Below are 22,273 nucleotides of genomic sequence, written 5' to 3' on the forward strand. Positions count from 1 at the left end.
GCTAAATGGCACAAGGCTTTCCCCTGCAGATCCTGCTCGACCGCGCCAACGAGGATCTCGACTCGGCGACCCGGCAGCTCGGCACCGCGCAGCGCGACCGCACCGCGGCCGCCGAGCAGCTCGACGCGCTGCTGCGCTACCGCGACGAATACCACGCGCGCTTCTCGCAATCCGCCCAGCACGGGATGCCGGCCGGCAACTGGCGCAATTTCCAGGCGTTCATCGACACGCTCGACGCCGCGATCGCGCAGCAGCGCAGCGTGCTGGCCGCGGCCGAAGTCCGTATCGACGAAGCACGCCCGAACTGGCAACAGAAGAAACGCACCGTCGGCTCGTATGAAATCCTGCAGGCGCGCGGCGTCGCGCAGGAAGCGGTCCGAAGCGCGAAGCCCGGCGCGAACAGCGCGACGCCGACGAACACGCCGCGAAGATCCTGCGCATGCGGGCCGACGCGGCAAAGTCGACGTAACCGACCACCGCATTCGAACGAGAGAACGTCATGCCTCCCCTGCCCCTGCTCGGCGCACTGATCGATACGGCCGGCTCCGCCCTCAAGGCCGGCCGCAAGGCGGCCGCCGCGGACGCGTCCGCGCCCGCCAATGCGGCCGACGCCGCCGGTTCGCCGCTGCCGTTCGCGCAGACGCTGAAGCAAAGCGTCGCGTCGCAGCGCACGTCGTCGGCGCAGGCCGATGCGTCGTCGACGCCGACGTTGCCTTCGACGTCATCGAGCGCGCCGTCGACCGTCGCCGGCAACGCGAAGCCGTCCGGCTCGTCCGACGACAAGGCCCGCGACGACGCCACCGCGGCCGTCAACCCCGATGCGGCCGCACTCGCCGCCGCGGCCGTGCAGGCGCAACTGCAGGCGCGTCCCGACGGCACGCCTGCCGCGGCCGACGCGCCGTCCACCGACCCGCTGTCGCGCGCCGGCGACGCGGCGTCGGCCGCCCTCGCGGCGGCCGCGAACGCGACGAAGGGCGACGCGCAGGCAGCAGCCGCGACCGACGAACCGGCGACGAGCCGCGACGTGCTGCATGCCGCGCTCGCGAAGCTGACCGGCGACGCGAACGCCGCCGCGACGCCGTCCACGGGCGCGGCCACGGGTACGGCCGCGCAGCCGGCCCTGTCGACCGCGGCCGCCGTGCCGGCGACGCCGAAAGCACCGACGTTCGACAAGACGCTGACCGACGCGAAGGGCGCGCTCGCCGCGCAACAGGGGCAGGCGCAGCCGTCGCCCACGCAGCCGGTCCAGGCCGATGCGGTCAAGCCCGATGCGGCCCATGCGCTCGCGGCGACGCAGGACGCCGCCGCTCCGGCCGGTGCGGCGCTGGCTGCCGCGACGGCCGCCGCGCAAGCGAACGCGCCGGTGGCGGCGGCCGCGAACGGCATCGCCGCCGCGAACGCGCACGTGCTCGCCCCGCACGTCGGCACGCCGGACTGGACGGACGCGCTGAGCCAGAAGGTCGTGTTCCTGTCGAATGCGCACCAGCAGAGCGCCGAGCTGACACTCAATCCGCCCGATCTCGGGCCGCTGCAGGTCGTGCTGCGTGTCGCGGACAATCACGCGCACGCGCTGTTCGTGTCGCAGCACGCGCAGGTGCGCGACGCGGTCGAAGCCGCGCTGCCGAAGCTGCGCGAAGCGATGGAATCGGGCGGGCTCGGCCTGGGCAGCGCGACCGTCAGCGACGGCGGCTTCGCTTCGCAGCAGCAGAACCCGCAACCGTCCTTCGCCGGCGGGCAGTCGGCGCGGCGCGGCGGCGGCGCACCGTCAGGCGCCGATGCGACGCTCGACGCCGCGCAACCCGCGGCGACGGTCGCGACCGCAAGCCGCGCCGGCCTCGTCGATACGTTTGCCTGAGCATGACTGCCCGCGTGCGCGCGCCGCTCAGCGGCCGTGCACCGCCGCAGCCGCGTGCGGCGCGCCCGCCCGGCGCGCCGCGACGATGAAGTCCGCCGCGCGTTCGCCGATCATCACCGACGGCGCATTCGTGTTCCCGCCGACCAGCGTCGGCATCACCGACGCATCCACCACGCGCAATCCTTCGACGCCGCGCACGCGCAGTTGCGGATCGACGACCGCGCGCGCGTCCGACCCCATCCGGCAGGTGCCGACCGGGTGGTAGATCGTGTCGGCATGCTCGACGATCGTCTTGCGCAGCTCCGCTTCGCTCTGGTCCGCCCGCGTGTACAGCTCGCGCCCGCCCTGCGACGCGAGCGGTGCCTGCGACAGGATCCTGCGCATCGCCTGCGTGCCCCGCACGAGCAGGTCGATATCGCGCGCATCGCTGAAGAAGCGCGGATCGATCAGCGGTGCGTCACGCGCATCGCCGCTCGCGAGCGTCACCGTGCCGCGGCTGAACGGCCGCAGCGCGCACACGTGCAGCGAATAGCCGAAGCCCCAGTGCATCTTGCGGTTGTGGTCGTCCACGAGCGCCGTGCAGAAATGCAGCTGCAGGTCGGGGCGCTCGAGCGACGGATCGCTCTTGATGAAGCCGCCGGCCTCCGCGACGTTGCTCGTCATCATCCCGGTGCGGCTCGAGAAATAGCGCGCGAGCGCGGGCGTCATCTTCGCGATCCCGCGCAGGCACACGCCGACCAGTTCCGATGAATTCACGCGCGTGTTGATGATGAAGTCGATATGGTCGATCAGGTTCGTGCCGACGTCCGGCGCATCCTGCACGACGGCGATCCCGTGCCGGCGCAGTTGCTCGGCCGGGCCGATCCCCGAACACATCAGCAGTTGCGGCGAATTGAACGCGCCGGCCGACAGGATCACTTCCGCGCGCGCGTCGAGCGTCTCGACGCGCCCGTTGCGCGCGACCGCGACGCCGGCCGCGCGCTTGCCGTCGAACGTGACGCGCAGCACCGTCGCATCGGTGATCACGTGCAGGTTCGGCCGGTCGCGCCCGTAGATGTACGCACGCGCAACGCTGCAGCGCGAGCCGTCGCGGTGCGTGACCTGATAGAAGCCGACGCCTTCCTGCGTCGCGCCGTTGAAGTCGTCGTTCAGCGGATAGCCGGCCGCATGCGCGGCCTGGATGAATCGTTCGGAGAACGGATTGCGAAAGCGCAGATCCGACACCGACAGCGGGCCGTCCGCGCCGTGCCACGCATCGGCGCCGCGTTCGTTGCCTTCCGCGCGTCGAAAATACGGCAGCACGTCCTGCCAGCCCCAGCCTGTCGCGCCGAGCTGCGCCCATTCGTCGTAGTCGCCCGGGTGGCCGCGCGTGTAGATCATCGCGTTGATCGCGCTCGAGCCGCCCATCCCGCGCCCGCGCGGCTGGTAGCCGCGCCGCCCGCCGAGGCCCGGCTGCGGCACCGTCTCGTAGCCGTAGTTCGTGCCGAGCTTGAACGGCACCAGCGCCGCGATGCCGACCGGCATGTTGACCAGCAGGTTGCGCTCCGTGTGGGAGCCGGCCTCGATCAGCGCGATCGTCGCGTCGGGGCAGGCATCGGCGAGACGGCCTGCCAGGCTCGATCCGCCCGATCCGCCGCCGACGATGATGTAGTCGTATTGCATGTCACGTCTCCGTCGTGTCATGGAAGGCGCCCGGCACCGCCGCGCGTCCCGGGTCTTGTAGTTCGGGCATTGTAGGAATGGCCGCTGCGCACGCGGCGCGCGGATTCAAGAGCGATTCCTCTAAACGCCCGCGTGAACTAAATTTAAGATGTATCGATTCGCTTGGCGCGACGCCCCCGGCCGCCAGCAGCCGATCTGTCGCGAAATGGGAGTGACCGTCATGCAGCGACACGTTGTGCAGGCCGTGCGCCGACCAGGTGGTCCGGCCGTGCCGCCCCTGCCCGGCATTTCATTTCAAACGACGCCCGGTGCGCGCGCATGCGCTGCGATGCGAACGACGCGCGACGTTCGAACGACGCGGCTGTCGCCGGTCCGTTTGGAACGCGCCGCGTCTGCACCGCTCGACAGGCTGCTGAAGCTGCAGGCGACAGTCTCGCGATGCATCGCGCCCGCGCATGCGGCGACGCCGCATGCAGCCGTTCACGCGTCGGTTTCGCACGCTGCAACGCAGCGCAAACAGGCAACGCGCATCGCCGGCGCCAGCGCGTCGATGCGCATCGACCGTCGCGCGGATGCGACGCTCGCAGCAACGCCCCCACCCCGATCCGCCACGCCGCGCTTGTCGCGCGGGCGCCAGCGGCCCGACTGCCGGCCGGCGCGCCACGCCCCACCGGAGGAGACGACATGAAGAACGACCTGCCCGAATTCGCCGCGCTGACGTCGCTGCTACGCGACCAGCGCGCGGCCTACCTGCGCGCACCGTACCCCGCATGGGAAACGCGCGCGCAGCACCTGCGCGCGCTGCGCACGATGCTGCTCGACCACGCGGACGCGCTCGCCGAAGCGATCAGCGCCGATTTCGGTCATCGCGCGAAGCAGGAAGTGCTGCTGTCGGAAATCTGGATGGCGAAGGAAGAGATCGACGACGCGCTCAGGCACGGCAAGCGCTGGATGAAACCGATCCGCAAGCCGATGAACAAGTGGCTGCGCCCGGCGCGCGCGAAGGTGATTCCGCAGCCGCTCGGCGTGGTCGGCATCGTCGTGCCGTGGAACTACCCGGTGCTGCTCGCGGCCGGCCCGCTGATCTGCGCGCTCGCGGCCGGCAACCGCGCGATCATCAAGATGTCCGAACTGACGCCGCGCACGTCGGCGCTGTTCGAGCAGCTCGTTGCGAAGACCTTCACGCGCGACCACGTCGCGGTCGTGAACGGCGATGCGGAGGTAGGCGCCGCATTCAGCGGCCTGCCGTTCGATCATCTGCTGTTCACCGGTTCGACGCACGTCGGCCGCCACGTGATGCGCGCGGCCGCCGACAACCTCACGCCCGTCACGCTCGAACTCGGCGGCAAGTCGCCGGCGATCGTCGGGCCGAATGCGCGCTTCGATGCGGCCGTCGACGCGATCGTCGCGGGCAAGACGCTGAACGCGGGCCAGACCTGCATCGCGCCCGACTACGTGCTGCTGCCGCGCGGGATGGAGGCCGCGTTCATCGAGCGCGCACGGGCACGGTTCGCGAAGATGTACCCCGACCTGTCGGCCAACGGCGACTACACGACGATCGTAACGCCGCGCCACTACGCCCGGCTGCAGCAACTGGCCAGCGACGCGCAGGCGGCCGGCGCGCAGCTGCATCCGCTGTCCGACGCGCAATCCGATCCTGCATCGCGCCGCTTCGTGCCGTGCGCGGTCACGCAGGTGCCGGCGGCGTCGCAGCTGATGCAGGAGGAAATCTTCGGGCCGCTGCTGCCGCTCGTGCCGTACGAGCGGCTCGACGAAGCGATCGCCTACGTGAACGCGCGCCCGCGTCCGCTCGCGCTCTACCTGTTCGACGAGGACGGCGGCACGATCGACCGCGTGATGCGCGAAACGATCTCGGGCGGCGTGTCGATCAACGAAACGCTGATGCACATCGCGTGCGGCAGCCTGCCGTTCGGCGGTGTCGGCGCGAGCGGCATGGGCGCCTATCACGGCTACGACGGCTTCGTGACGTTCTCGAAAATGAAGCCGGTGCTCACGCAGGCGCGCCTGAACGCGCGCAACCTGCTCGCGCCGCCGTACGGCAAGCGCTTCGCCGCGCTGATCAAGCTGATGCTGAAGTTTTGAGCGACGCGGGCCGCGTGCCGGCCCGCGTCCGTCACACGGGCCAGAGCGGCCCTTCCTGCATCGCGCCGATCTGCTCACGCAGCTCGAGCACGCGTGCTTCCCAGTAGCGGTGCGTGTTGAACCACGGGAACGCGGCGGGGAAGGCGGGATCGTCCCAGCGTCGCGCGAGCCATGCCGCGTAGTGGATCAGCCGCAGCGTGCGCAGCGCTTCGACGAGATGCAACTCGCGCGGCTCGAATTCGCAGAAATCCTCGTAGCCGGCCAGCAGGTCAGCCAGCGCACGCGACGCGCCTTCGCGATCGCCCGGCAACAACAGCCACAGATCCTGGATCGCGGGCGCCATCCGGCTGTCGTCGAAGTCGACGAAGTGCGGGCCCGCATCGGTCCACAGCACGTTGCTCGGATGGCAGTCGCCGTGCGTGCGCAGCAGGCGGATCTCGCCCGCCCGCTCGAACGCGGCCTCGACACCTTCGAGCGCGAGCGTCACGGCCGTTTCGTAGGCCGGTCGTACGTCATCCGGAATGAAATCGTGCGCGAGCAGGTAGTCGCGCGGCTCGTAGCCGAACGTACCGATATCGAGCACGGGACGCGCGACATACGGCTGCGTCGCGCCGACCGCATGGATCCGGCCGATGAAGCGGCCGAGCCATTCGAGCGTGTCGCTGCGGTCGAGATCGGGCGCGCGGCCGCCGCGCCGCTCGAAGATCGAGAAGCGGAAACCGTCGAACGCGTGCAGCGTGCGGCCGTCGAATGCACGCGCGGGCACCGCCGGAATCTCGCGCGCGGCGAGTTCGGCGACGAACGCATGCTCTTCGAGGATCGCTTCGTCCGACCAGCGGGCCGGACGGTAGAACTTCGCGACGACCGGCGGGCCGTCTTCGATGCCCACCTGATACACGCGGTTTTCGTAGCTGTTGAGCGCGAGCAGGCGCCCGTCGGTGCGCAGGCCGGCCGGCATCAGCACGCTGTCGAGCGCGTCGAGCACGCACTCGGGCGTGAGTCCGGCGAACGGCGGGCCGGCCGGGGCGGAAGGAGCGGGAGTGACTTCGTTCATGCCCCGCATTGTGCCGCCAGCCGGGCCGAAAGACGAGCGCCCGGTGCGGCGTATGCGCTCAGTGAAGCGCCGCGCCGGCCGGCAGCACGGATTCGCCTGTGTCGATCAGGTCCTCGAGAAAGAACGGCTCGGTGTTGAGTTCCTTCGACTCGCCCGGTACGCCCGCGTACCAGGTCACCATGGCCATGTCGCCCAGGATGCGCTGGACGATGCCGCGCGCGCCCTTCGGCACCGCGATATGGGTAGTGCAGACAATCGACCCGACATGCATGATGGTTCCCCACTCGTTCTTGAATCTTGATATCCGGCCAACCTGCGCGGCCGGCCAATGCACGACATGCGCCGCCGCTGCGATGGCGGCCGCGCTATCCCATTGTTCACGGTTTATCGAAGCGCGAAAAGAAGAAGAAGCAGGCGAAGTGCCGCGAATTCGTCGAATGTCTCCAATCAACCACTGCGCCGCCCGCGCGCTTGCATGGGCGACACCCCCATCATACCCTGTCGGGTGTGACTGTCCGGCGATCCTGCCGCCGGCGCTCCGGCGGCCGCTTCCGGGGGCGCGCATGGCGGGCGCGGGCGGCGCGTGACGCCCGCGCGCCGATTGCCACTCAGGCCGCTGTTGCGGTACCTTTGATGCTCATTCGCGTTCCAGCGCATTTCGCCCACGATGCCTTCGCAACCGTCCGCCCTTCCGATTTCACGGCCGCCGCTCGACGCGCGGCCGCGGGCATGCGCGCATCCGGCCGCGCCTCCTCCTGTCGCACCGCCGCTCGTCGGCGCCGCGCCGCCCCCTCCGGCGGCGTTCGCCGGCTGACCGCCGGCGCCGTTCCGTCCTCCATTCGCCTGCCTGCCGTTCGTGCGTCGTGACGCACGGCTCGCTGCTGCGCGCGCGGATGGAACGTTCCGATCCGTTCGACAGGTGGATTCACATGGTTTCGTTCAAACGCGCGCTCGCCGCGCACGGCGCGACGTCGCTCTTCGTGCTGCTGTGGAGCAGCGGCGCGATCTTCGCTGAACTCGGTCTGCGTCACGCATCCGCGTTCGTCTTTCTCACCGCTCGTTTCGCCCTTGCATCGCTCGTGCTGCTCGCGTTGTCCGCCGCGCGCGGACGCTGGCTGCCCGCATCGGGCGAGCGGCGCATCGCGGTCGTCACCGGGGTGCTGATGATGGGCGGCTATTCGATCTTCTACCTGCTCGCGCTCGAACGCGGGATCGCGCCGGGCGTACTCGCCACGATCCTCGGCGTGCAGCCGATCCTCACGCTCGCGCTCGTCGAGCGGCGCTGGCAGCCCGTGCGCATCGCAGGGCTCGCGCTGTCGCTCGCCGGCCTCGCGCTCGTCGTGTGCCGCGGCGTGGGCGACGGCGGCCTGTCGCTCGCGGGCATCGCGTGCGCGCTCACCGCGCTCGTCGCGCTGACCGCCGGCTCGTTGCTGCAAAAGCGCGTACGGGCGGCGCCCGCCGACGTGCTGCCGTTGCAGAACGCGATCGGCCTCGCGCTGTGCGTGGCGATCGTGCCGTTGCGGCCGATCGCATTCGACGCGACCTGGGCGTTCGTCGTGCCGCTCGCGTGGCTCGGCATCGTGATTTCGGTGATCGCGCAACTGCTGTTCTACCGGTTGATGCAGCGCGGCGACCTCGTCAACGTGACGAGCCTGTTCTATCTCGTGCCCGTCGTCACCACGCTGATGGATGCCGTATGGCTCGGCAACCGGCCCGAGCCGCTCGCGCTCGCCGGCATGGGCGCGATCATCGCGGGGCTCGTGCTCGTGTTCCGTTCGCCCGCACGTCGCGCGTGACCTGGCGGGGCCGCCCGCCGGCAATGGCGGGCGGCCCCGCGAAAGCAGAAAGGAAACGGAAAGAAATTCGCAAGACGGCCGTCTGATTCGCGTTCGAACCGATGCTTTCTTGAGATTTCTGCTGCTTTTTTAATGGTTCGGATAGCGAAAAGCGTGCGGCGTTTCCTATACTCGTACTGACCACCCTTCTCGCAATCGGGTCGGAGCAAAACGAGACTGCCCAAGCATGGGTCCGGAGCAAGTGCAGCTCCGGTCGACAAGGAGACACGCATGACAACCTACTTCACGATCGGCGACTTCATCCTGTTGATTCCGATGGCGCTGGCCGGTGCGCTATTTCTCGGCGCGGTGCCGTGCGCAACCGAATTCCGCCACAACCTGCTGCGCGTGCTGGGCGTCATCCTCGGCGTCGGCGTCGCGGTATTGCTCGTCGAAGGCCTGCCTGCGCTGATCTAGCGGCGCTGCGTATGCCCCCGTTGCGCCGCGCCGGCGGAACGGACTGTCGATACGATGCGGCGGCTACGTCGCGCGCCGCATCGCATGCCGGTCAGATCGCCTGATCGGTGGACGGCTTTTCCCACAGATTGATGCCGCCTTCCGTCGCGTAACGATCGATCTCCGCGAGTTCCTCCGCCGAGAATTCGAGGTGCTTCAGCGCACCAACGTTTTCACGCACCTGCTCCGCACGGCTCGCGCCGATCAGCGCGGACGTCACGCGGCCGTTGCGCAGCACCCATGCGAGCGCCATCTGCGCGAGGCTCTGCCCGCGCCGTTCGGCAATCGCGTTGAGCTTGCGCACGTGCTCGAGGTTGTCCGCACTCAGGTGATCCTGCTTCAGCGAGCCGCCGCCCGGCTTGTTCACGCGCGCGTCGGCCGGCACGCCGTTCAGGTACTTCGACGTGAGCAGCCCCTGCGCGAGCGGCGTAAACGCGATGCTGCCCGTGCCGATCTCGTCGAGCGTGCCGAGCAGCTCGGTTTCGACCCAGCGGTTCAGCAGGTTGTATGACGGCTGATGGATCAGCAGCGGCACCTTGTACTGCGCGAGCAGCTCGGCCATCTCGCGCGTCTTCGCCGCCGAATACGACGAAATGCCGATATAGAGCGCCTTGCCCTGCTGCACGGCCGACGCGAGCGCGCCCGCCGTTTCCTCGAGCGGCGTGTGCGCGTCGAAGCGGTGCGAATAGAAGATGTCGACGTAGTCGAGCCCCATCCGCTGCAGGCTCTGGTCGAGGCTCGCGAGCACGTACTTGCGCGACCCGCCGCCGCTGCCGTACGGCCCCGGCCACATGTCCCAGCCGGCCTTCGTCGAGATCAGCAGCTCGTCGCGGTACGGCCGGAAATCCTCCTTCAGCAGCCGGCCGAAGTTGGTTTCGGCACTGCCGTACGGCGGCCCGTAGTTGTTCGCGAGATCGAAGTGGTTGATGCCGAGGTCGAACGCGGTACGCAGGATGTCGCGCTGCGTCGAGATCGGCGTCGAGTCGCCGAAGTTGTGCCACAGGCCGAGCGACAGGGCGGGCAGTTTGAGCCCGGATTTGCCGCAGGTGCGGTATTGCATGCCGGCATAACGTTCGGAAGCTGCTTCGTAGGCCATGAGTAATCCCGTCAGGACGTCGGAGGGCGGACGCGCGCCGGCACCGCGCGCGGCGCGCCGGCGGCGAAGGAAACGCAGGACGGATATGGTAGCGAACGCGGCCGATGCGCGCACGGCAATGGACGCGGCCGCGACGCTCGCCTACACTGCGGCGTCTCGAATCACCGTTTCAGCGAGGTTGGTATGTCCCGGGTCATCTCGGTTGCACTGCTCGTCGGCGGCGTCGTGCTGCTGTATTTCGGCGGCCAGTCGTTCCATTCGATCAACGACAACGTGTCGCGCTTCTTCACCGGTTCGCCCGCGACGAAGACGATCCTGCTGATCGCAGGCGGCGCCGTCGCATCGTTCATCGGCCTGATCGGCCTCGCGATGCCGGGCAACAAGCGCTGACGCGCGCTCCGCGGCGACGAATCGTCCGACGCAGCGGCCGCAGGCCGGCGGCTAGAACTGCACTTCCGGTTTCGACGCCGAGCGCGTGCCGGGCAGCGGCCGGTTGCTCGCGCCGTGATAGGTGTACACGAGCGAGAATTTCACCTGGTCGGAGCGGTTCTGCCCGGCCGAATGCAGCGTGTTGCTGTGGAAGAACACCACGTCGCCGGCATTGAGCGGCGGGCACACGGCCGCATCGATCATCGTCCGGTTCGCCGGCAGGTCGCTGCGGAAGAACTTCGCATCGTCGAACGCTTCGGGCCCGAATTCGGCCGTATGCGACCCCGGCACGAGCCACAGTGCGCCGTTTTCGTTCGTTTCCGGCCCGAGCGCGAGCCACACCGACACCATGTCCGGGCGCTCGAACGACCAGTAGCGGAAATCGCGATGCCAGCCGGTCAGGCTGCCGTACGCGGGATGCTTCGTCATCATGCAGTTGTGATGCGCGCGCGACAGCACGGGTTCTTCGCCGAAATACTCGCGCATCCACGCGCCGATTTCGGGTGCGATCGCGCGCTCGGCGAACGCCGGATCGCGCGAATACGCATCCAGCAGCCGCCGCACCGTATGCCCGCCCGGCGCATGCTTGGACTCGGGCGCGCCCGGGTAGCGCAGGTCCGCCTCGAACTCGATCGGCTGCGCGGCTTCCTGCAACTGTCGCTCGGCGACGCGCTTCAGCGCCGCGCACTGCTCGGCGCTCACGAGCCCGCGGGCGACGACAAAGCCGCGCTCGCGCAATTCCGCGACTTGCGCGCGGATCGATTCCGACTGCAAAGAAGACATGGGACGCTCGAAATATTTCTTGTGAATGTGACGATTGTAAATCGGCGCCGGATGCCGCGAACAGCGCCATTGTCGTGCGCAGGGAATTGCCGTTCGGCAATTTGATCCAGAGCAAGGGAACTGTGCGCGTCCGCGCTGGCCTCACTGACAGGCGGTATGTAATGCAGGCCTTGTGGCACAAGGGTTTATCGCGACTTTTGCCCGTCATGAATCCCCTGTAGCCTGTCGCGGCCTGTCAATTCTGGCGGGCGCGGCGCGCAGCGAGTTTCGATAAGATCCGTTGCGTCATCCGAGGCCGTTCATACCAGTGCGCTCTCAAGGGCGCCATCCATACAAGCGAAGCATCGTTCACATGCCATTCCGTCTGACTTCCCGTCTCAGCCGCGCTGCGAAGCGCGTCGTGCCCTCCGTTCCCCTTCGCCCGCTGCGCCATCACCGCGCGCGCACGCAGGCGCTGGCCGAGCGCACGCAACAGCCCGCGCGGCTGGACGGTATCCGTGCGTGGTTCCACGCATTTTTCTCGATGATGAGCGCGCAGGCGTTCTCGCGCCGCGCCGGCCTGCGCTCGCTGCTGCAGAAACCGTCGTCGCTGCGTGCGCTCGCGCTGCGCCGCGCTGGGGCCCCAGCGGCGCGTCAACCGTCCGCGCCGCCTCGCGGCCAGCAACGGCTGGTTCGGGTTCGGCGCGCGCTGATCGCAGCGCGGCAAACCGCCGCACGCAAACGTCGCCGCGCCTGCGCGCCGCGACGGCAGAAATAAAAATCTATGGTCAGCCCGATTTTTGCAAGCGAGGCAGCGTTGACCTAAAGTGGACTTGCTCGAATCTATCCGGGGTTGTGGATGGGAAAGATCCCGCCCCATGATGGGAGCCGCACCGGGCAAACCTCAAAAACCCCTCAGCATCGACATGCTGATTTTTGTGTCAGGTTACTTGCCCGGCCGTTGAGTCGTTTATGCCTTCACGTATCTCGCGTCGCAAAACCAGGTGTGACGACTGAAACTGAAGCTGTAAGCGATGGGAAGCGTCAGGCCGGCAGAGCCGCCGGCGCGCTTCGATAGTGTGTCCCTTTGGCGAGGATGGCCCAGGCGATCCTCGCCAATTTATTGGCCAGAGCGCAAGCCACCACGTTCGAGTGCCTTCGTGCCAGTAGACTGCGGACCCACACGCCCAAGGAATCCGTTCGGCGCTCGATGCGCAGCATGATGACCCGCGCACATTGCACCAGCAGTCTCCGCAAGCCTTTGTCGCCGCGCTTACTGATGCCCAATAACGTGGGTTTGCCGCCCGTGCTGTATTGCCGAGGTACCAAGCCGATCGACGCCGCGAACTGACGCGCTGAGCCGTATTGGCGGGCATCGCCCAATTCCGACATCAACACACTGGCAGTAATCGGGCCGATGCCGGGAATCTCCAGTAGCCGTTCGCTGCGTTCGTCTTCGTGCAGTTGCGTGAGCAGCTCGTGTTCGACCTGGCCGATCTGCTCGTCCAGATACTTGAAATGCGCCTGCAGGCGTTCGAGCACGGCCACCAGCCTGGGCGGCAACGCTTCCGCCTCCAGTACGGCCGGTAATCGCCGCATCACTGCCATGCCACGCGGTAGGCTGATACCGAACTCCAACAGAAATGCGTGAATCTGGTTGATCGTACCGGTGCGATTGCGCACCAGCGCCTCGCGCACGCGGTGCAACGCCGACACGACCTGCTGCGCTTCGTTACGCGGGCTCACGAAACGCATGCTCGGGCGCGAAGCGGCTTCACAGATCGCCTGAGCATCCGCGAAATCGTTCTTGTTGCCTTGCCGGAACGGCTTGACGAATTGGGGGGAGATTAACTTGGCCTCATGGCCTAGCGTTTGAAGTCGGCGTGCGATCCAGTGAGCACCGGCGCAGGCTTCCATTACCACGGTACAACTCGGAAAATTGCTCAGCAGCGTGAACATCTGATTGCGCGTGAGCTTCTTGCGCAACACCATCCTGCCCGACCCATCCTGCGCATGCAGGTGGAAGCAGTGCTTGCCGAGATCGATGCCGATCAGCGATACCGTGTCCATGATGGCCCCCAAAAGGACAAAATCCTCACTCAGCGTAGTCCACTGAGCGAGGATCGGGCTGACCATCCTATTAACCCCGGCATGGCCGGGGTTTTTCATTTCGGGCGAACGACGCTTACGCGACGCGTGCCGTCGGCTCGACGCCGGCCGCTTCGGCCAGTGCGAGCGCCTTGTCGGTCGCTTCCCACGAGAATTCCGGCTCTTCGCGGCCGAAGTGGCCGTAAGCAGCCGTCTTCTCGTAGATCGGGCGCAGCAGGTCGAGCATCTTGATGATGCCCTTCGGACGCAGGTCGAAATGCTCGCGCACGAGCTTCGTGATCACCGCATCCGACACGCGGCCCGTGCCGAACGTGTTGACCATCACCGAGGTCGGCTCGGCGACGCCGATCGCGTACGACACCTGGATCAGCGCGCGCGACGCGAGGCCGGCGGCGACGATGTTCTTCGCGACGTAGCGGCCGGCGTACGCCGCCGAACGGTCGACCTTCGACGGATCCTTGCCCGAGAACGCGCCGCCGCCGTGCGGTGCGGCACCGCCGTAGGTGTCGACGATGATCTTGCGGCCGGTCAGGCCGCAATCGCCCTGCGGGCCGCCGATCACGAACCGGCCGGTCGGGTTCACCAGGAACTTGATGTCGCCCTTGATCAGGTCGGCCGGCAGCGTCGGCTTGATGATTTCCTCGATCACGGCTTCGCGCAGCGCGGGCAGTTCGATGTCCGGTGCGTGCTGCGTCGACAGCACGACGGTGTCGATCGAATGCGGCTTGCCGTCAACGTAGCGGACGGTGACCTGCGACTTCGCGTCCGGGCGCAGCCATTGCAGGCGGCCGTCGCGGCGCAGGCTGGCCTGGCGCTCGACGAGACGGTGCGACAGGTAGATCGGCAGCGGCATCAGTTCCGGCGTTTCATCGCACGCGTAACCGAACATCAGACCTTGGTCGCCCGCGCCCTGATCGAGGTTGTCGTCGTGTGCACGATCGACGCCCTGGGCGATGTCCGGCGACTGCTTGTCGTACGCGACGAGCACCGCGCAACCCTTGTAGTCGATGCCGTAGTCGGTGTTGTCGTAGCCGATGCGCTTGATCGTGTCGCGCGCGATCTGGATGTAGTCGATGTTGGCCGTCGTGGTGATTTCACCGGCCAGGACGACAAGACCCGTGTTGCACAGCGTTTCCGCCGCGACGCGGGAATACTTGTCTTGCTCGAGGATGGCGTCGAGGATCGCGTCCGAGATTTGGTCCGCGACCTTGTCCGGATGGCCTTCGGAGACGGATTCGGACGTGAAGAGATAATCGTTTGCCACTTTTTCAGGCTCCGTGTGGTTACGGTTGGTTTCACGTAGCCAGCTTCGTTGGGCCTGAAGCGGCGACGCTTTAGCGGATTACCAGGACCGGGCAGCGTGTGTGACGCCAACCGGCTTCGCCCCGCAAGTTGTCAGTTAACTCGGCGAAGCCCGTATTATAGCGGCTTTCCTGAATTGTCACAGAGCGCCGCCCGTGCTGCATCTTCCGCTGTCTTACCACCCTGTTCGCAACGCGCCGGCCAGCCGGTCCCACGGAGGTTTCGCATGCTAGGTCGTCTAGCCACGCACCTCGCCATTGGCTTGCTGAAACTGCTCGCCCTGTTGCCGTACGGCCTGACCGCACGGTTCGGCGATGGTCTCGGCTGGCTGCTCTACAAGATCCCCAGCCGGCGAAAGCGCATCGTACACACCAATCTGAAACTCTGCTTCCCGGATTGGAGCGACGCACGCCGCGAGGAAGTGGCGGGCCAGCATTTCCGCCATGCGATCCGCAGCTACGTCGAGCGCAGCGTGCAGTGGTTCGGCTCGGAGAAAAAACTCGCGAAGCTGATCCAGGTGGACAGCGCGGTCGACCTCGACGATCCGGACCTGCCGCCGACGCTGTTCCTCGGCCTGCACTTCGTCGGCATCGAGGCCGGCTCGATCTGGCTGAACCGTTCGCTCCACCGCCGCTGCGGGTCGCTCTACCAGCCGTTCTCGAACGCCGTGCTCGAGGAAGAGGCGAAGAAGGCGCGCGGGCGTTTCGATGCCGAGATGGTCGGCCGCGCGGACAGCGCGCGCGTCGTGCTGCGCTGGCTGCGCGACCGCAAGCCGGTGATGCTCGGCGCCGACATGGATTACGGGCTGCGCAATTCGACGTTCGTCCCGTTCTTCGGCGTTCCCGCGTGCACACTGACGGCGGTCGGCCGGCTCGCGAAGACGGGCCGCGCGCAGGTCGTGCCGTTCATCGGCGAGGTGCTGCCGAACTACAAGGGTTACCGCCTGAAGGTATTCAAGCCGTGGGAGCATTACCCGACGGGCGACGACGATCTCGACGCGCGGCGGATGAACGAATTCCTCGAGGAACAGATCCCGCTGATGCCCGAGCAATACTATTGGGTCCACAAGCGCTTCAAGACGCGCCCGCCCGGCGAGCCGAGCCTTTACTGATTCGGCGCGCACGCCCGGCCGTCACGTCCGCGCGTGCGCCCGCACCACCTTCGGCATGCCTTTCGCGCGCGCCTGCCAGAGGTCGTAGGCGGCCTGCTGGGCCAGCCAGAGATCCGCGCGCCCGCCGTTCTCCTCGCCGAGCCACGCTTCGAGGCGCAGCGCCATTTCCGGCGAGATGCCCGCGTGACCGTTCAGCACGCGGGACAGCGCGGCACGCGTCACGCCCAGCTGCGACGCGGCCTCGGTGACGGTCAGGCCGAGCGCCGGCAGCACGTCGTCGCGCAGCGTTTCGCCCGGATGGGGCGGATTGAAGATGCGTGTCATGCCTTTGAGCGACCTCAGTGGTAGTCCTAGGGTTTGTTTACATACGGAACGCACATGCGAATGCCCGAAATCGCCCGCAGGGCAAGGAGCAAGGAGCGCCGTTTGGCCGAGCCAAACAAGCGACGCGCGACGCCGCTATACGGGCGATTTCGGGCATTCCCCTGGAATGGGTTTTCAATTTGGGGTTGCCACGAGAACGGCCGCTCGCCGCGTTGCGCTTCTTGCGAATACGTCCAGTATTCGCCGCGTCGCGCGCCTCGCGAGCGGCCGTTCTCGTGGCAACGCATGTGCGTTCCGTATGTAAACAGACCCTAGTAATCGACCAGGACGGCGTCCGGCCCGTCGAACCTGAAGGTCAATCGCCAGTTGCCGTTGACGCTGACCGCGTAGTGGCCGACGAGCGAACCTTCGAGCCGGTGGAACCGCCATCCCGGCACATTCATGTCCAGCGGCGCGCTCGCCAGGTCGAGCCGGGCCAGCTGCCGCCCCAGCCTGGGCGCATGATCGGGCCGGATGCCCGCCTTGCTCCCGCTGAGAAAAAACGCTTCCAGCCCCTTGTGTTGCCATGACTTGATCATGGACCTCCTGCACTCGAGTCGCGATGGCCGCCGGCCTCGCCTGTATAGCGTATAGCATCACTATACGCACCCTCTGCCCGACATGTCAAACGCGCCGGGATCGATGAATCACTTCCCGCACGCACGAGCACGCCACGCCCAGCCAGCCTAAAACCGGCGTCCATCCCCCGACACGACGGCCGATCGGCCATCGTGCCCCACTCCGGAGCCAGTACGAACCGCGTCGCGTCAGGACCGCACGGGACGGCCATGACGGCTGCATGTATCATTTGCGGTTGAGATCAGCGTGACGCAAACGGCCGTCCGGCACCGAGCCGCGACGAGCCTGCCGCGCTGAGCACCCTGTTTGCAATGGAATCCCGGGACCCGTGAAACTCTCGTTCACCAAGATGCACGGCGCGGGCAACGACTTCGTCGTGCTCGACGGCTATTCGCGCGCCTTGCCGCCGCTCACCGAAGCGCAGGTGCGCGCACTCGCCAACCGCCACTTCGGCATCGGCGCCGATCAGTTGCTGCTCGTCGAAAAACCGACCGTCGACGGCATCGATTTCAAGTACCGGATCTTCAATTGCGACGGCGGCGAAGTCGAACACTGCGGCAACGGCGCGCGCTGCTTCGTGAAGTTCGTCAGCGACCGCGGCCTGACCGACAAGCGCAGCGTGCGCGTGCAGGTCATGAAGGGCCTGATCACGCTGACGATGCAGGACAACGGCGAAGTTGTCGTCGACATGGGTGCGCCCGTGTTCGCGCCGGCGCAGGTGCCGTTCGATGCGGCGGGCCTCGACGGCCGCACCGAGGGCCGCGACACGCTGTGGCCGCTCGACGTCGGCGGCACGACGCGCTGGATCTCGACGGTGTCGATGGGCAATCCGCACGCGGTGCAGATCGTCGACGACGCCGAAGCGTATCCGGTGCTCGAGGAAGGCCCGCTGATCGAGCACCACGCGCGCTTCCCGGAGCGCGTGAACGCCGGCTTCATGCAGATCGTGTCGCGCAGCGAAGTGCGGCTGCGCGTGTACGAACGCGCGGCGGGCGAGACGCTCGCGTGCGGCACCGGCGCGTGCGCGGCGGTCGCGGCCGGCATCCGGCGCGGCCTGCTCGATTCGCCCGTGACCGTGCACACGCACGGCGGCACGCTGACAATCGGCTGGGACGGCGCGCGCGACGAGGCTGCCGCGCTGATGATGGCCGGGCCCGCCACGACCGTGTTCGAAGGCGAGATCGACCTGCCCGCCGCCTGACCCTGCAACGTCCTTGATAACTGAACGCTCCAGCCACATGAACGATCGCGAAGTCGCCGACTACCTGCTCGCCAATCCCGAATTCTTCGCGCAGCACGCCGAACTGCTCGCGACGATCCGCCTCGCGAACCCGCACGGCAAGGCCGCGATCTCGCTGCAGGAGCGGCAGATGGAGATGTTGCGCGACAAGAACAAGCATCTCGAGCGCCGGCTCGCCGAACTCGTGCGCTACGGCCACGAGAACGACAGCCTGTCCGCGAAGTTCAGCCGCTGGACCGCCCGCGTGATCGCGGAACGCGATCCGTACGCGCTGCCGCGCACGATCGCCGACGGCATCGCCGACGTATTCGACGTGCCGCAGACGGCACTGCGCGTGTGGGACGTCGCCGACACCTATTCGCAGGCCGACTTCGCGCGCCAGGTCGGCGAGGAAGTGCGCCTGTTCACGAACGGCCTGTCGACGCCGTACTGCGGTGCGAACACGGGCTTCGAGGCCGCGCAGTGGCTCGCACCCGCAATCGCCGCACCGGCCGCGAACGCGGCGGAAGGCGCGGAAGCCGCGCCGCCGGCCGGCGACGGCTCGGCCGCCTCGGTCGCGCTGCTCGCGCTGCGCGCGCCGCTCGCCGGCACCGACGCACCCGCGTTCGGCCTGCTCGTGCTGGGTTCGCCCGACCCGCGCCGCTTCCACGACGGGATGGCCACCGACTTCCTCGCGCAGATCGCAACGCTCGCGAGCGCGGCGCTCACGCGCCTGCTGCCGCACTGAGCCTGCCGCACCACGCGATGACAGACGATCCGGTCGCCGCCTACCTGTCGAACCTGAAGCACGTCAGGCAGCTGTCGGAGCACACGCTGCGCGCCTACACGCACGAACTCGACGAACTGAAGAAGCTCGCGGCCGGCCGGCCGCTCGAAGCGCTGACGGCCGCCGACATGCGCGGCGCGGTCGCGCGCGCGCATGCGGGCGGGCTGTCCGCCCGGTCGATCTCGCACCGGCTGTCCGCGTGGCGCGCGTTCTACCGCTGGCTCGCGCATCGCATCGACATGCCCGCGAACCCGGTGGCCACGGTGCGCGCGCCGAAACGCCCGAAGACCTTGCCGAAGGCGCTGTCGGTCGACGATGCATCGGCGCTGATGGACGCGCCGCTCGCCGGCACGACCGAGGGCATCCGCGATCACGCGATCCTCGAGCTGTTCTATTCGTCGGGGCTGCGCCTCGCGGAGCTGATCGGGCTCGACGTGATGTACACGCAGGCCGACGGCTACCGTTCGGCCGGCTGGCTCGATCTCGCCGAAGCCGAGGTCACCGTGCGCGGCAAGGGCAACAAGGAGCGCAAGGTGCCGGTCGGCCGCAAGGCAATCGATGCGCTGAACGCATGGCTCGCGGTGCGCGGCGAATTCGTGAAGCACGATCCGCATCCGCTGTTCGTGTCCGTGCGCGGCAACCGGATGTCGCCGGGCGTCGTGCGCGAGCGCGTGAAGCGCGCGGCGCTCGCCGCGGGCATCCCCGCCAACGTCCACCCGCACGTGCTGCGCCACTCGTTCGCGACGCACGTGCTGCAGTCGAGCGGCGACCTGCGCGCGGTGCAGGAACTGCTCGGCCACGCGAGCGTGTCCGCGACGCAGGTCTATACGTCGCTCGACTTCCAGCATCTCGCGAAGATTTACGACAGCGCGCATCCGCGCGCGAAGAAGCGCGACTGACCGACGCTTTCCGTGTTTACCCGCCGCGCCCGACGACCGGACGAAGTCCCCGCGGGGCGCGGCCCAATTCGATCAAGCCATGCAAACCGTCACCCTCAAGCCGTCCAAGGACAAATCGCTGCTGCGCCGCCATCCGTGGATCTACGCCAATGCGATCGACCGCGTCGACGGCAAGCCCGCGCCCGGCGCGACCGTGATCGTGCGCGCGCACGACGGCCGCTTCCTCGCGCGCGGCGCGTACAGCCCGCAGTCGCAGATCCGCGTGCGCGTGTGGAGCTTCGACGAGAACGAGCCGATCGACCACGCATTCTTCAAGCGCCGCGTGCAGCGCGCCGTTGCGCACCGCACGACGATGGTGTCGGGCACGGGCGCGGTGCGGCTCGTGTTCGGCGAAGCCGACGGGCTGCCGGGGCTGATCGTCGACTACTACGTCGAAGATTCGGGCGCCGCGTCGCCGCGCGGCCAGCTCGTCTGCCAGTTCATGGCCGCGGGCGTCGAAGCATGGAAGGACGCGATCGTGAAGGCGCTCGTCGGCGCGACCGGCTGCCCGAACGTGTACGAGCGCTCGGACGTGTCGATCCGCGACAAGGAAGGGCTCGAGCAGACGACCGGCGTGCTGGCCGGCGATGCACCGCCCGCGACGCTGATCTCGAACGAAAACGGCGTGCGCTATCACGTCGACGTGCCGAACGGCCACAAGACGGGCTTCTACGTCGACCAGCGCGACAACCGCGCGCTGGTTGCGCAGTACGCGGCCGACCGCGACGTGCTGAACTGCTTCTGCTACACGGGCGGCTTCTCGCTCGCGGCGCTCAAGGGCGGCGCGAAGCGTGTCGTGTCGGTCGACTCGTCGGGCGATGCGCTCGCGCTCGCGCAGCAGAACGTCGTCGCCAACGGTTTCGACGCCGAACGCGCGACCTGGCTCGACGCGGACGCCTTCAAGACGCTGCGACGCCTCGTCGACGAGGGCGAGCGTTTCGACCTGATCGTGCTCGATCCGCCGAAGTTCGCGCCGACCCGCGACAGCGTCGATCGCGCGGCGCGCGCGTACAAGGACATCAACCTGAGCGGCTTCAGGCTGCTGCGTCCGGGCGGCCTGCTGTTTACGTACTCGTGCTCGGGCGCGATCGACATGGACCTGTTCCAGAAGATCGTCGCGGGCGCGGCAGCCGACGCGAAGGTCGACGCGCGCATCCTGAAGCGGCTCGGCGCGGGCGTCGATCACCCGCTGCTCGCGGCCTTCCCGGAAGGCGAATATCTGAAGGGCCTGCTGTTGCAAATCGTCTGATCGCCCCGATCTACGCGCGTAACCGTCCGCCGGCCGCGGCCTCGCGCCCGGCGGATTCGCGTTCCCGCCTGTCGTTCGGACGACGGGCGGGGGCTTGACAGGTATGTTTCAATGGATGGTTGTGCGCCCCGGCTAGCAGCGCGAGCGGGCGCAACGCACATCCTGGTTTTGACCCCGATTCACGAACCACAGGCGATTGACATGGCCACTCCCGTCACCATCCTCACCGGCTTCCTCGGCAGCGGCAAGACGACGCTGCTCAAGCGCATCCTGAACGAACAGCACGGCATGAAGATCGCCGTGATCGAGAACGAGTTCGGCGAAGAGAACATCGACAACGAAATCCTCGTGCAGGATTCGAACGAGCAGATCATCCAGATGAGCAACGGCTGCATCTGCTGCACGATCCGCGGCGACCTCGCACGCGCGCTCGGCGACCTGGCCGCGAAGAAGCGCGAAGGCAAGCTCGACTTCGACCGCATCGTGATCGAAACCACCGGCCTCGCGAACCCGGGCCCGGTCGCGCAAACCTTCTTCATCGACAGCGAAATCGCCGACGACTTCCTGCTCGACGCGGTCATCACGCTGGTCGACGCGAAGCACGCGAACGCGCAGCTCGACGAGCACGAAGTCGTGCAGCGCCAGGTCGGCTTCGCCGACCGGCTGTTCATCACGAAGTCGGACCTGGTCGACGACCAGACCGTGGCCGGCCTGAAGCACCGCCTGATGCACATGAACCCGAAGGCCGCGATCAAGGTCGTGAACTTCGGTGAAGCCGACATCAAGGAAATCTTCGACCTGCGCGGCTTCAACCTGAACGCGAAGCTCGAGATCGACCCCGACTTCCTCGCCGAGGACGATCACGCGCACCACGGCCATGACCATGATCACGATCACGCCAATTGCGACCACGATCACGGTCAATGCGCGCACGATCACGACCACGGCCACCACCATCACCACCACGCGCACCACGACGACAAGATCAAGTCGTTCGTGTACCGCAACGACCGCCCGTTCGACCCGAACAAGCTGGAAGACTTCCTCGGCGGCATCCTGCAGATCTACGGGGAACGGATGTTGCGCTACAAGGGCGTGCTGTACATGAAGGGCGTCGACCGCAAGGTCGTGTTCCAGGGCGTGCACCAGATGATGGGCAGCGACCTCGCCGCGAAGTGGCTGCCGATCGAGAAGAAGACGAACAAGATGGTGTTCATCGGCGTCGATCTGCCGCAGGACCTGATCACCGACGGTCTCGACGCCTGCCTCGCCTGAGCACGCATCCGCGCCGCTTCGCCGCCGGCCGCCGACCGCTGCCGGCGGCGGCCGGGAGCCGCTTCCTGCAAGGGGTTTGCCGTCATCGC

The 22,273-nt window shown here is 67.6% G+C and carries 20 protein-coding genes and 2 pseudogenes; 13 read left to right on the top strand and 9 right to left on the bottom strand.

Annotated features, from left to right (window positions below; translation table 11 throughout):
• Positions 1 to 5 precede the first annotated feature (5 nt).
• Both fliJ and WT26_RS19860 read left to right on the top strand, forming a co-directional pair.
• Positions 6 to 469, top strand: a pseudogene (fliJ, locus tag WT26_RS19855) (flagellar export protein FliJ).
• 30 nt (positions 470 to 499) lie between these two features.
• Positions 500 to 1,855 carry a flagellar hook-length control protein FliK gene (locus WT26_RS19860; protein WP_069273627.1) on the top strand — a complete coding sequence of 452 codons (1,356 nt, stop codon included), beginning with the start codon at positions 500 to 502 and terminating at the stop codon, positions 1,853 to 1,855.
• Positions 1,856 to 1,882: 27 nt separating this feature from the next.
• Here the strand turns inward: WT26_RS19860 and WT26_RS19865 are convergent, their stop codons facing one another.
• On the bottom strand, positions 1,883 to 3,517 hold the full coding sequence (locus WT26_RS19865) for a GMC family oxidoreductase (RefSeq protein ID WP_069273628.1): 1,635 nt from the start codon (positions 3,515 to 3,517) through the stop codon (positions 1,883 to 1,885).
• A 684-nt stretch (positions 3,518 to 4,201) separates the two neighbouring features.
• Between WT26_RS19865 and WT26_RS19875 the strand changes: the two genes are divergently transcribed.
• The gene (locus tag WT26_RS19875) at positions 4,202 to 5,620 is read left to right on the top strand and encodes a coniferyl aldehyde dehydrogenase (RefSeq protein ID WP_069273629.1); all 1,419 of its coding nucleotides are present in this window, start codon (positions 4,202 to 4,204) and stop codon (positions 5,618 to 5,620) included.
• A 31-nt stretch (positions 5,621 to 5,651) separates the two neighbouring features.
• Here the strand turns inward: WT26_RS19875 and WT26_RS19880 are convergent, their stop codons facing one another.
• Together WT26_RS19880 and WT26_RS19885 are read right to left on the bottom strand one after the other, a co-directional pair.
• Complete coding sequence (locus WT26_RS19880) at positions 5,652 to 6,683, bottom strand: serine/threonine protein kinase (RefSeq protein WP_069273630.1); 1,032 nt, start codon at positions 6,681 to 6,683, stop codon at positions 5,652 to 5,654.
• 49 nt (positions 6,684 to 6,732) lie between these two features.
• A complete protein-coding gene (locus WT26_RS19885; RefSeq protein ID WP_004198969.1) occupies positions 6,733 to 6,945 on the bottom strand; it encodes a hypothetical protein in 213 nt (70 codons plus the stop codon).
• 658 nt (positions 6,946 to 7,603) lie between these two features.
• On the opposite strand from WT26_RS19885, the gene WT26_RS19890 reads away from it, so the two are divergent.
• Together WT26_RS19890 and WT26_RS19895 are read left to right on the top strand one after the other, a co-directional pair.
• On the top strand, positions 7,604 to 8,470 hold the full coding sequence (locus WT26_RS19890) for a DMT family transporter (protein WP_069273814.1): 867 nt from the start codon (positions 7,604 to 7,606) through the stop codon (positions 8,468 to 8,470).
• 270 nt (positions 8,471 to 8,740) lie between these two features.
• Positions 8,741 to 8,926 carry a hypothetical protein gene (locus tag WT26_RS19895; protein ID WP_011353526.1) on the top strand — a complete coding sequence of 62 codons (186 nt, stop codon included), beginning with the start codon at positions 8,741 to 8,743 and terminating at the stop codon, positions 8,924 to 8,926.
• 91 nt (positions 8,927 to 9,017) lie between these two features.
• On the opposite strand, the gene mgrA is transcribed toward WT26_RS19895, so the two are convergent.
• Positions 9,018 to 10,061 carry an L-glyceraldehyde 3-phosphate reductase gene (mgrA, locus tag WT26_RS19900; protein ID WP_059521058.1) on the bottom strand — a complete coding sequence of 348 codons (1,044 nt, stop codon included), beginning with the start codon at positions 10,059 to 10,061 and terminating at the stop codon, positions 9,018 to 9,020.
• A 183-nt stretch (positions 10,062 to 10,244) separates the two neighbouring features.
• On the opposite strand from mgrA, the gene WT26_RS19905 reads away from it, so the two are divergent.
• A complete protein-coding gene (locus tag WT26_RS19905) occupies positions 10,245 to 10,451 on the top strand; it encodes a DUF3185 family protein (protein ID WP_021163509.1) in 207 nt (68 codons plus the stop codon).
• A 51-nt stretch (positions 10,452 to 10,502) separates the two neighbouring features.
• Here the strand turns inward: WT26_RS19905 and WT26_RS19910 are convergent, their stop codons facing one another.
• Positions 10,503 to 11,273, bottom strand: coding sequence for a phytanoyl-CoA dioxygenase family protein (locus WT26_RS19910; protein ID WP_069273631.1), 771 nt, complete (start codon positions 11,271 to 11,273; stop codon positions 10,503 to 10,505).
• A gap of 352 nt (positions 11,274 to 11,625) precedes the next feature.
• Here WT26_RS19910 and WT26_RS19915 point away from each other — a divergent pair.
• Positions 11,626 to 11,965 (top strand): annotated as a pseudogene (locus WT26_RS19915) (hypothetical protein).
• A 331-nt stretch (positions 11,966 to 12,296) separates the two neighbouring features.
• On the opposite strand, the gene WT26_RS19920 reads toward WT26_RS19915, so the two are convergent.
• On the bottom strand, positions 12,297 to 13,322 hold the full coding sequence (locus tag WT26_RS19920) for an IS110 family transposase (RefSeq protein WP_060092462.1): 1,026 nt from the start codon (positions 13,320 to 13,322) through the stop codon (positions 12,297 to 12,299).
• 115 nt (positions 13,323 to 13,437) lie between these two features.
• Positions 13,438 to 14,625: a methionine adenosyltransferase gene (gene metK, locus WT26_RS19925; RefSeq protein WP_011353531.1), complete on the bottom strand. Its 1,188-nt coding sequence runs from the start codon at positions 14,623 to 14,625 to the stop codon at positions 13,438 to 13,440.
• A 264-nt stretch (positions 14,626 to 14,889) separates the two neighbouring features.
• On the opposite strand from metK, the gene lpxL reads away from it, so the two are divergent.
• Positions 14,890 to 15,774: a lauroyl acyltransferase LpxL gene (gene lpxL / locus WT26_RS19930; RefSeq protein WP_059521061.1), complete on the top strand. Its 885-nt coding sequence runs from the start codon at positions 14,890 to 14,892 to the stop codon at positions 15,772 to 15,774.
• A gap of 21 nt (positions 15,775 to 15,795) precedes the next feature.
• Here lpxL and WT26_RS19935 read toward each other — a convergent pair whose 3' ends face one another.
• Together WT26_RS19935 and WT26_RS19940 are read right to left on the bottom strand one after the other, a co-directional pair.
• Entirely contained in the window at positions 15,796 to 16,098 is a 303-nt protein-coding gene (locus WT26_RS19935) for a HigA family addiction module antitoxin (RefSeq protein ID WP_069273632.1), read from the bottom strand.
• A 311-nt stretch (positions 16,099 to 16,409) separates the two neighbouring features.
• A complete protein-coding gene (locus WT26_RS19940) occupies positions 16,410 to 16,676 on the bottom strand; it encodes a type II toxin-antitoxin system RelE/ParE family toxin (RefSeq protein ID WP_059625899.1) in 267 nt (88 codons plus the stop codon).
• A 368-nt stretch (positions 16,677 to 17,044) separates the two neighbouring features.
• On the opposite strand from WT26_RS19940, the gene dapF reads away from it, so the two are divergent.
• The 5 genes from dapF (at position 17,045) to WT26_RS19965 (ending at position 22,184) form a co-directional block, all read left to right on the top strand.
• Positions 17,045 to 17,917: a diaminopimelate epimerase gene (gene dapF, locus WT26_RS19945; RefSeq protein ID WP_069273633.1), complete on the top strand. Its 873-nt coding sequence runs from the start codon at positions 17,045 to 17,047 to the stop codon at positions 17,915 to 17,917.
• A 37-nt stretch (positions 17,918 to 17,954) separates the two neighbouring features.
• The gene (locus WT26_RS19950; protein ID WP_059731943.1) at positions 17,955 to 18,683 is read left to right on the top strand and encodes a DUF484 family protein; all 729 of its coding nucleotides are present in this window, start codon (positions 17,955 to 17,957) and stop codon (positions 18,681 to 18,683) included.
• A gap of 17 nt (positions 18,684 to 18,700) precedes the next feature.
• On the top strand, positions 18,701 to 19,621 hold the full coding sequence (gene xerC / locus WT26_RS19955; RefSeq protein WP_059731944.1) for a tyrosine recombinase XerC: 921 nt from the start codon (positions 18,701 to 18,703) through the stop codon (positions 19,619 to 19,621).
• A 79-nt stretch (positions 19,622 to 19,700) separates the two neighbouring features.
• Positions 19,701 to 20,909 (top strand): class I SAM-dependent rRNA methyltransferase, encoded by a 1,209-nt coding sequence (locus WT26_RS19960; RefSeq protein ID WP_069273634.1) that lies wholly within the window; start codon positions 19,701 to 19,703, stop codon positions 20,907 to 20,909.
• Between the two features lie 201 nt (positions 20,910 to 21,110).
• Positions 21,111 to 22,184, top strand: coding sequence for a CobW family GTP-binding protein (locus tag WT26_RS19965; RefSeq protein WP_069273635.1), 1,074 nt, complete (start codon positions 21,111 to 21,113; stop codon positions 22,182 to 22,184).
• The last annotated feature ends 89 nt before the right edge of the window (positions 22,185 to 22,273 follow it).

It is taken from the genome of Burkholderia cepacia (genome assembly GCF_001718835.1).
GTDB classification, from domain to species: domain Bacteria; phylum Pseudomonadota; class Gammaproteobacteria; order Burkholderiales; family Burkholderiaceae; genus Burkholderia; species Burkholderia cepacia_F.

Excerpts from the sequence above, each read along its gene's own strand:
- WT26_RS19860 (WP_069273627.1), top strand. The coding sequence starts at position 500 with ATGCCTCCCCTGCCCCTGCTCGGCGCACTGATCGATACGGCCGGCTCC.
- WT26_RS19865 (WP_069273628.1), bottom strand. The coding sequence starts at position 3,517 with ATGCAATACGACTACATCATCGTCGGCGGCGGATCGGGCGGATCGAGC.
- WT26_RS19875 (WP_069273629.1), top strand. The coding sequence starts at position 4,202 with ATGAAGAACGACCTGCCCGAATTCGCCGCGCTGACGTCGCTGCTACGC.
- WT26_RS19880 (WP_069273630.1), bottom strand. The coding sequence starts at position 6,683 with ATGCGGGGCATGAACGAAGTCACTCCCGCTCCTTCCGCCCCGGCCGGC.
- WT26_RS19885 (WP_004198969.1), bottom strand. The coding sequence starts at position 6,945 with ATGCATGTCGGGTCGATTGTCTGCACTACCCATATCGCGGTGCCGAAG.
- WT26_RS19890 (WP_069273814.1), top strand. The coding sequence starts at position 7,604 with ATGGTTTCGTTCAAACGCGCGCTCGCCGCGCACGGCGCGACGTCGCTC.
- WT26_RS19895 (WP_011353526.1), top strand. The coding sequence starts at position 8,741 with ATGACAACCTACTTCACGATCGGCGACTTCATCCTGTTGATTCCGATG.
- mgrA (WP_059521058.1), bottom strand. The coding sequence starts at position 10,061 with ATGGCCTACGAAGCAGCTTCCGAACGTTATGCCGGCATGCAATACCGC.
- WT26_RS19905 (WP_021163509.1), top strand. The coding sequence starts at position 10,245 with ATGTCCCGGGTCATCTCGGTTGCACTGCTCGTCGGCGGCGTCGTGCTG.
- WT26_RS19910 (WP_069273631.1), bottom strand. The coding sequence starts at position 11,273 with ATGTCTTCTTTGCAGTCGGAATCGATCCGCGCGCAAGTCGCGGAATTG.
- WT26_RS19920 (WP_060092462.1), bottom strand. The coding sequence starts at position 13,322 with ATGGACACGGTATCGCTGATCGGCATCGATCTCGGCAAGCACTGCTTC.
- lpxL (WP_059521061.1), top strand. The coding sequence starts at position 14,890 with ATGCTAGGTCGTCTAGCCACGCACCTCGCCATTGGCTTGCTGAAACTG.
- WT26_RS19935 (WP_069273632.1), bottom strand. The coding sequence starts at position 16,098 with ATGACACGCATCTTCAATCCGCCCCATCCGGGCGAAACGCTGCGCGAC.
- WT26_RS19940 (WP_059625899.1), bottom strand. The coding sequence starts at position 16,676 with ATGATCAAGTCATGGCAACACAAGGGGCTGGAAGCGTTTTTTCTCAGC.
- WT26_RS19950 (WP_059731943.1), top strand. The coding sequence starts at position 17,955 with ATGAACGATCGCGAAGTCGCCGACTACCTGCTCGCCAATCCCGAATTC.
- xerC (WP_059731944.1), top strand. The coding sequence starts at position 18,701 with ATGACAGACGATCCGGTCGCCGCCTACCTGTCGAACCTGAAGCACGTC.
- WT26_RS19960 (WP_069273634.1), top strand. The coding sequence starts at position 19,701 with ATGCAAACCGTCACCCTCAAGCCGTCCAAGGACAAATCGCTGCTGCGC.
- WT26_RS19965 (WP_069273635.1), top strand. The coding sequence starts at position 21,111 with ATGGCCACTCCCGTCACCATCCTCACCGGCTTCCTCGGCAGCGGCAAG.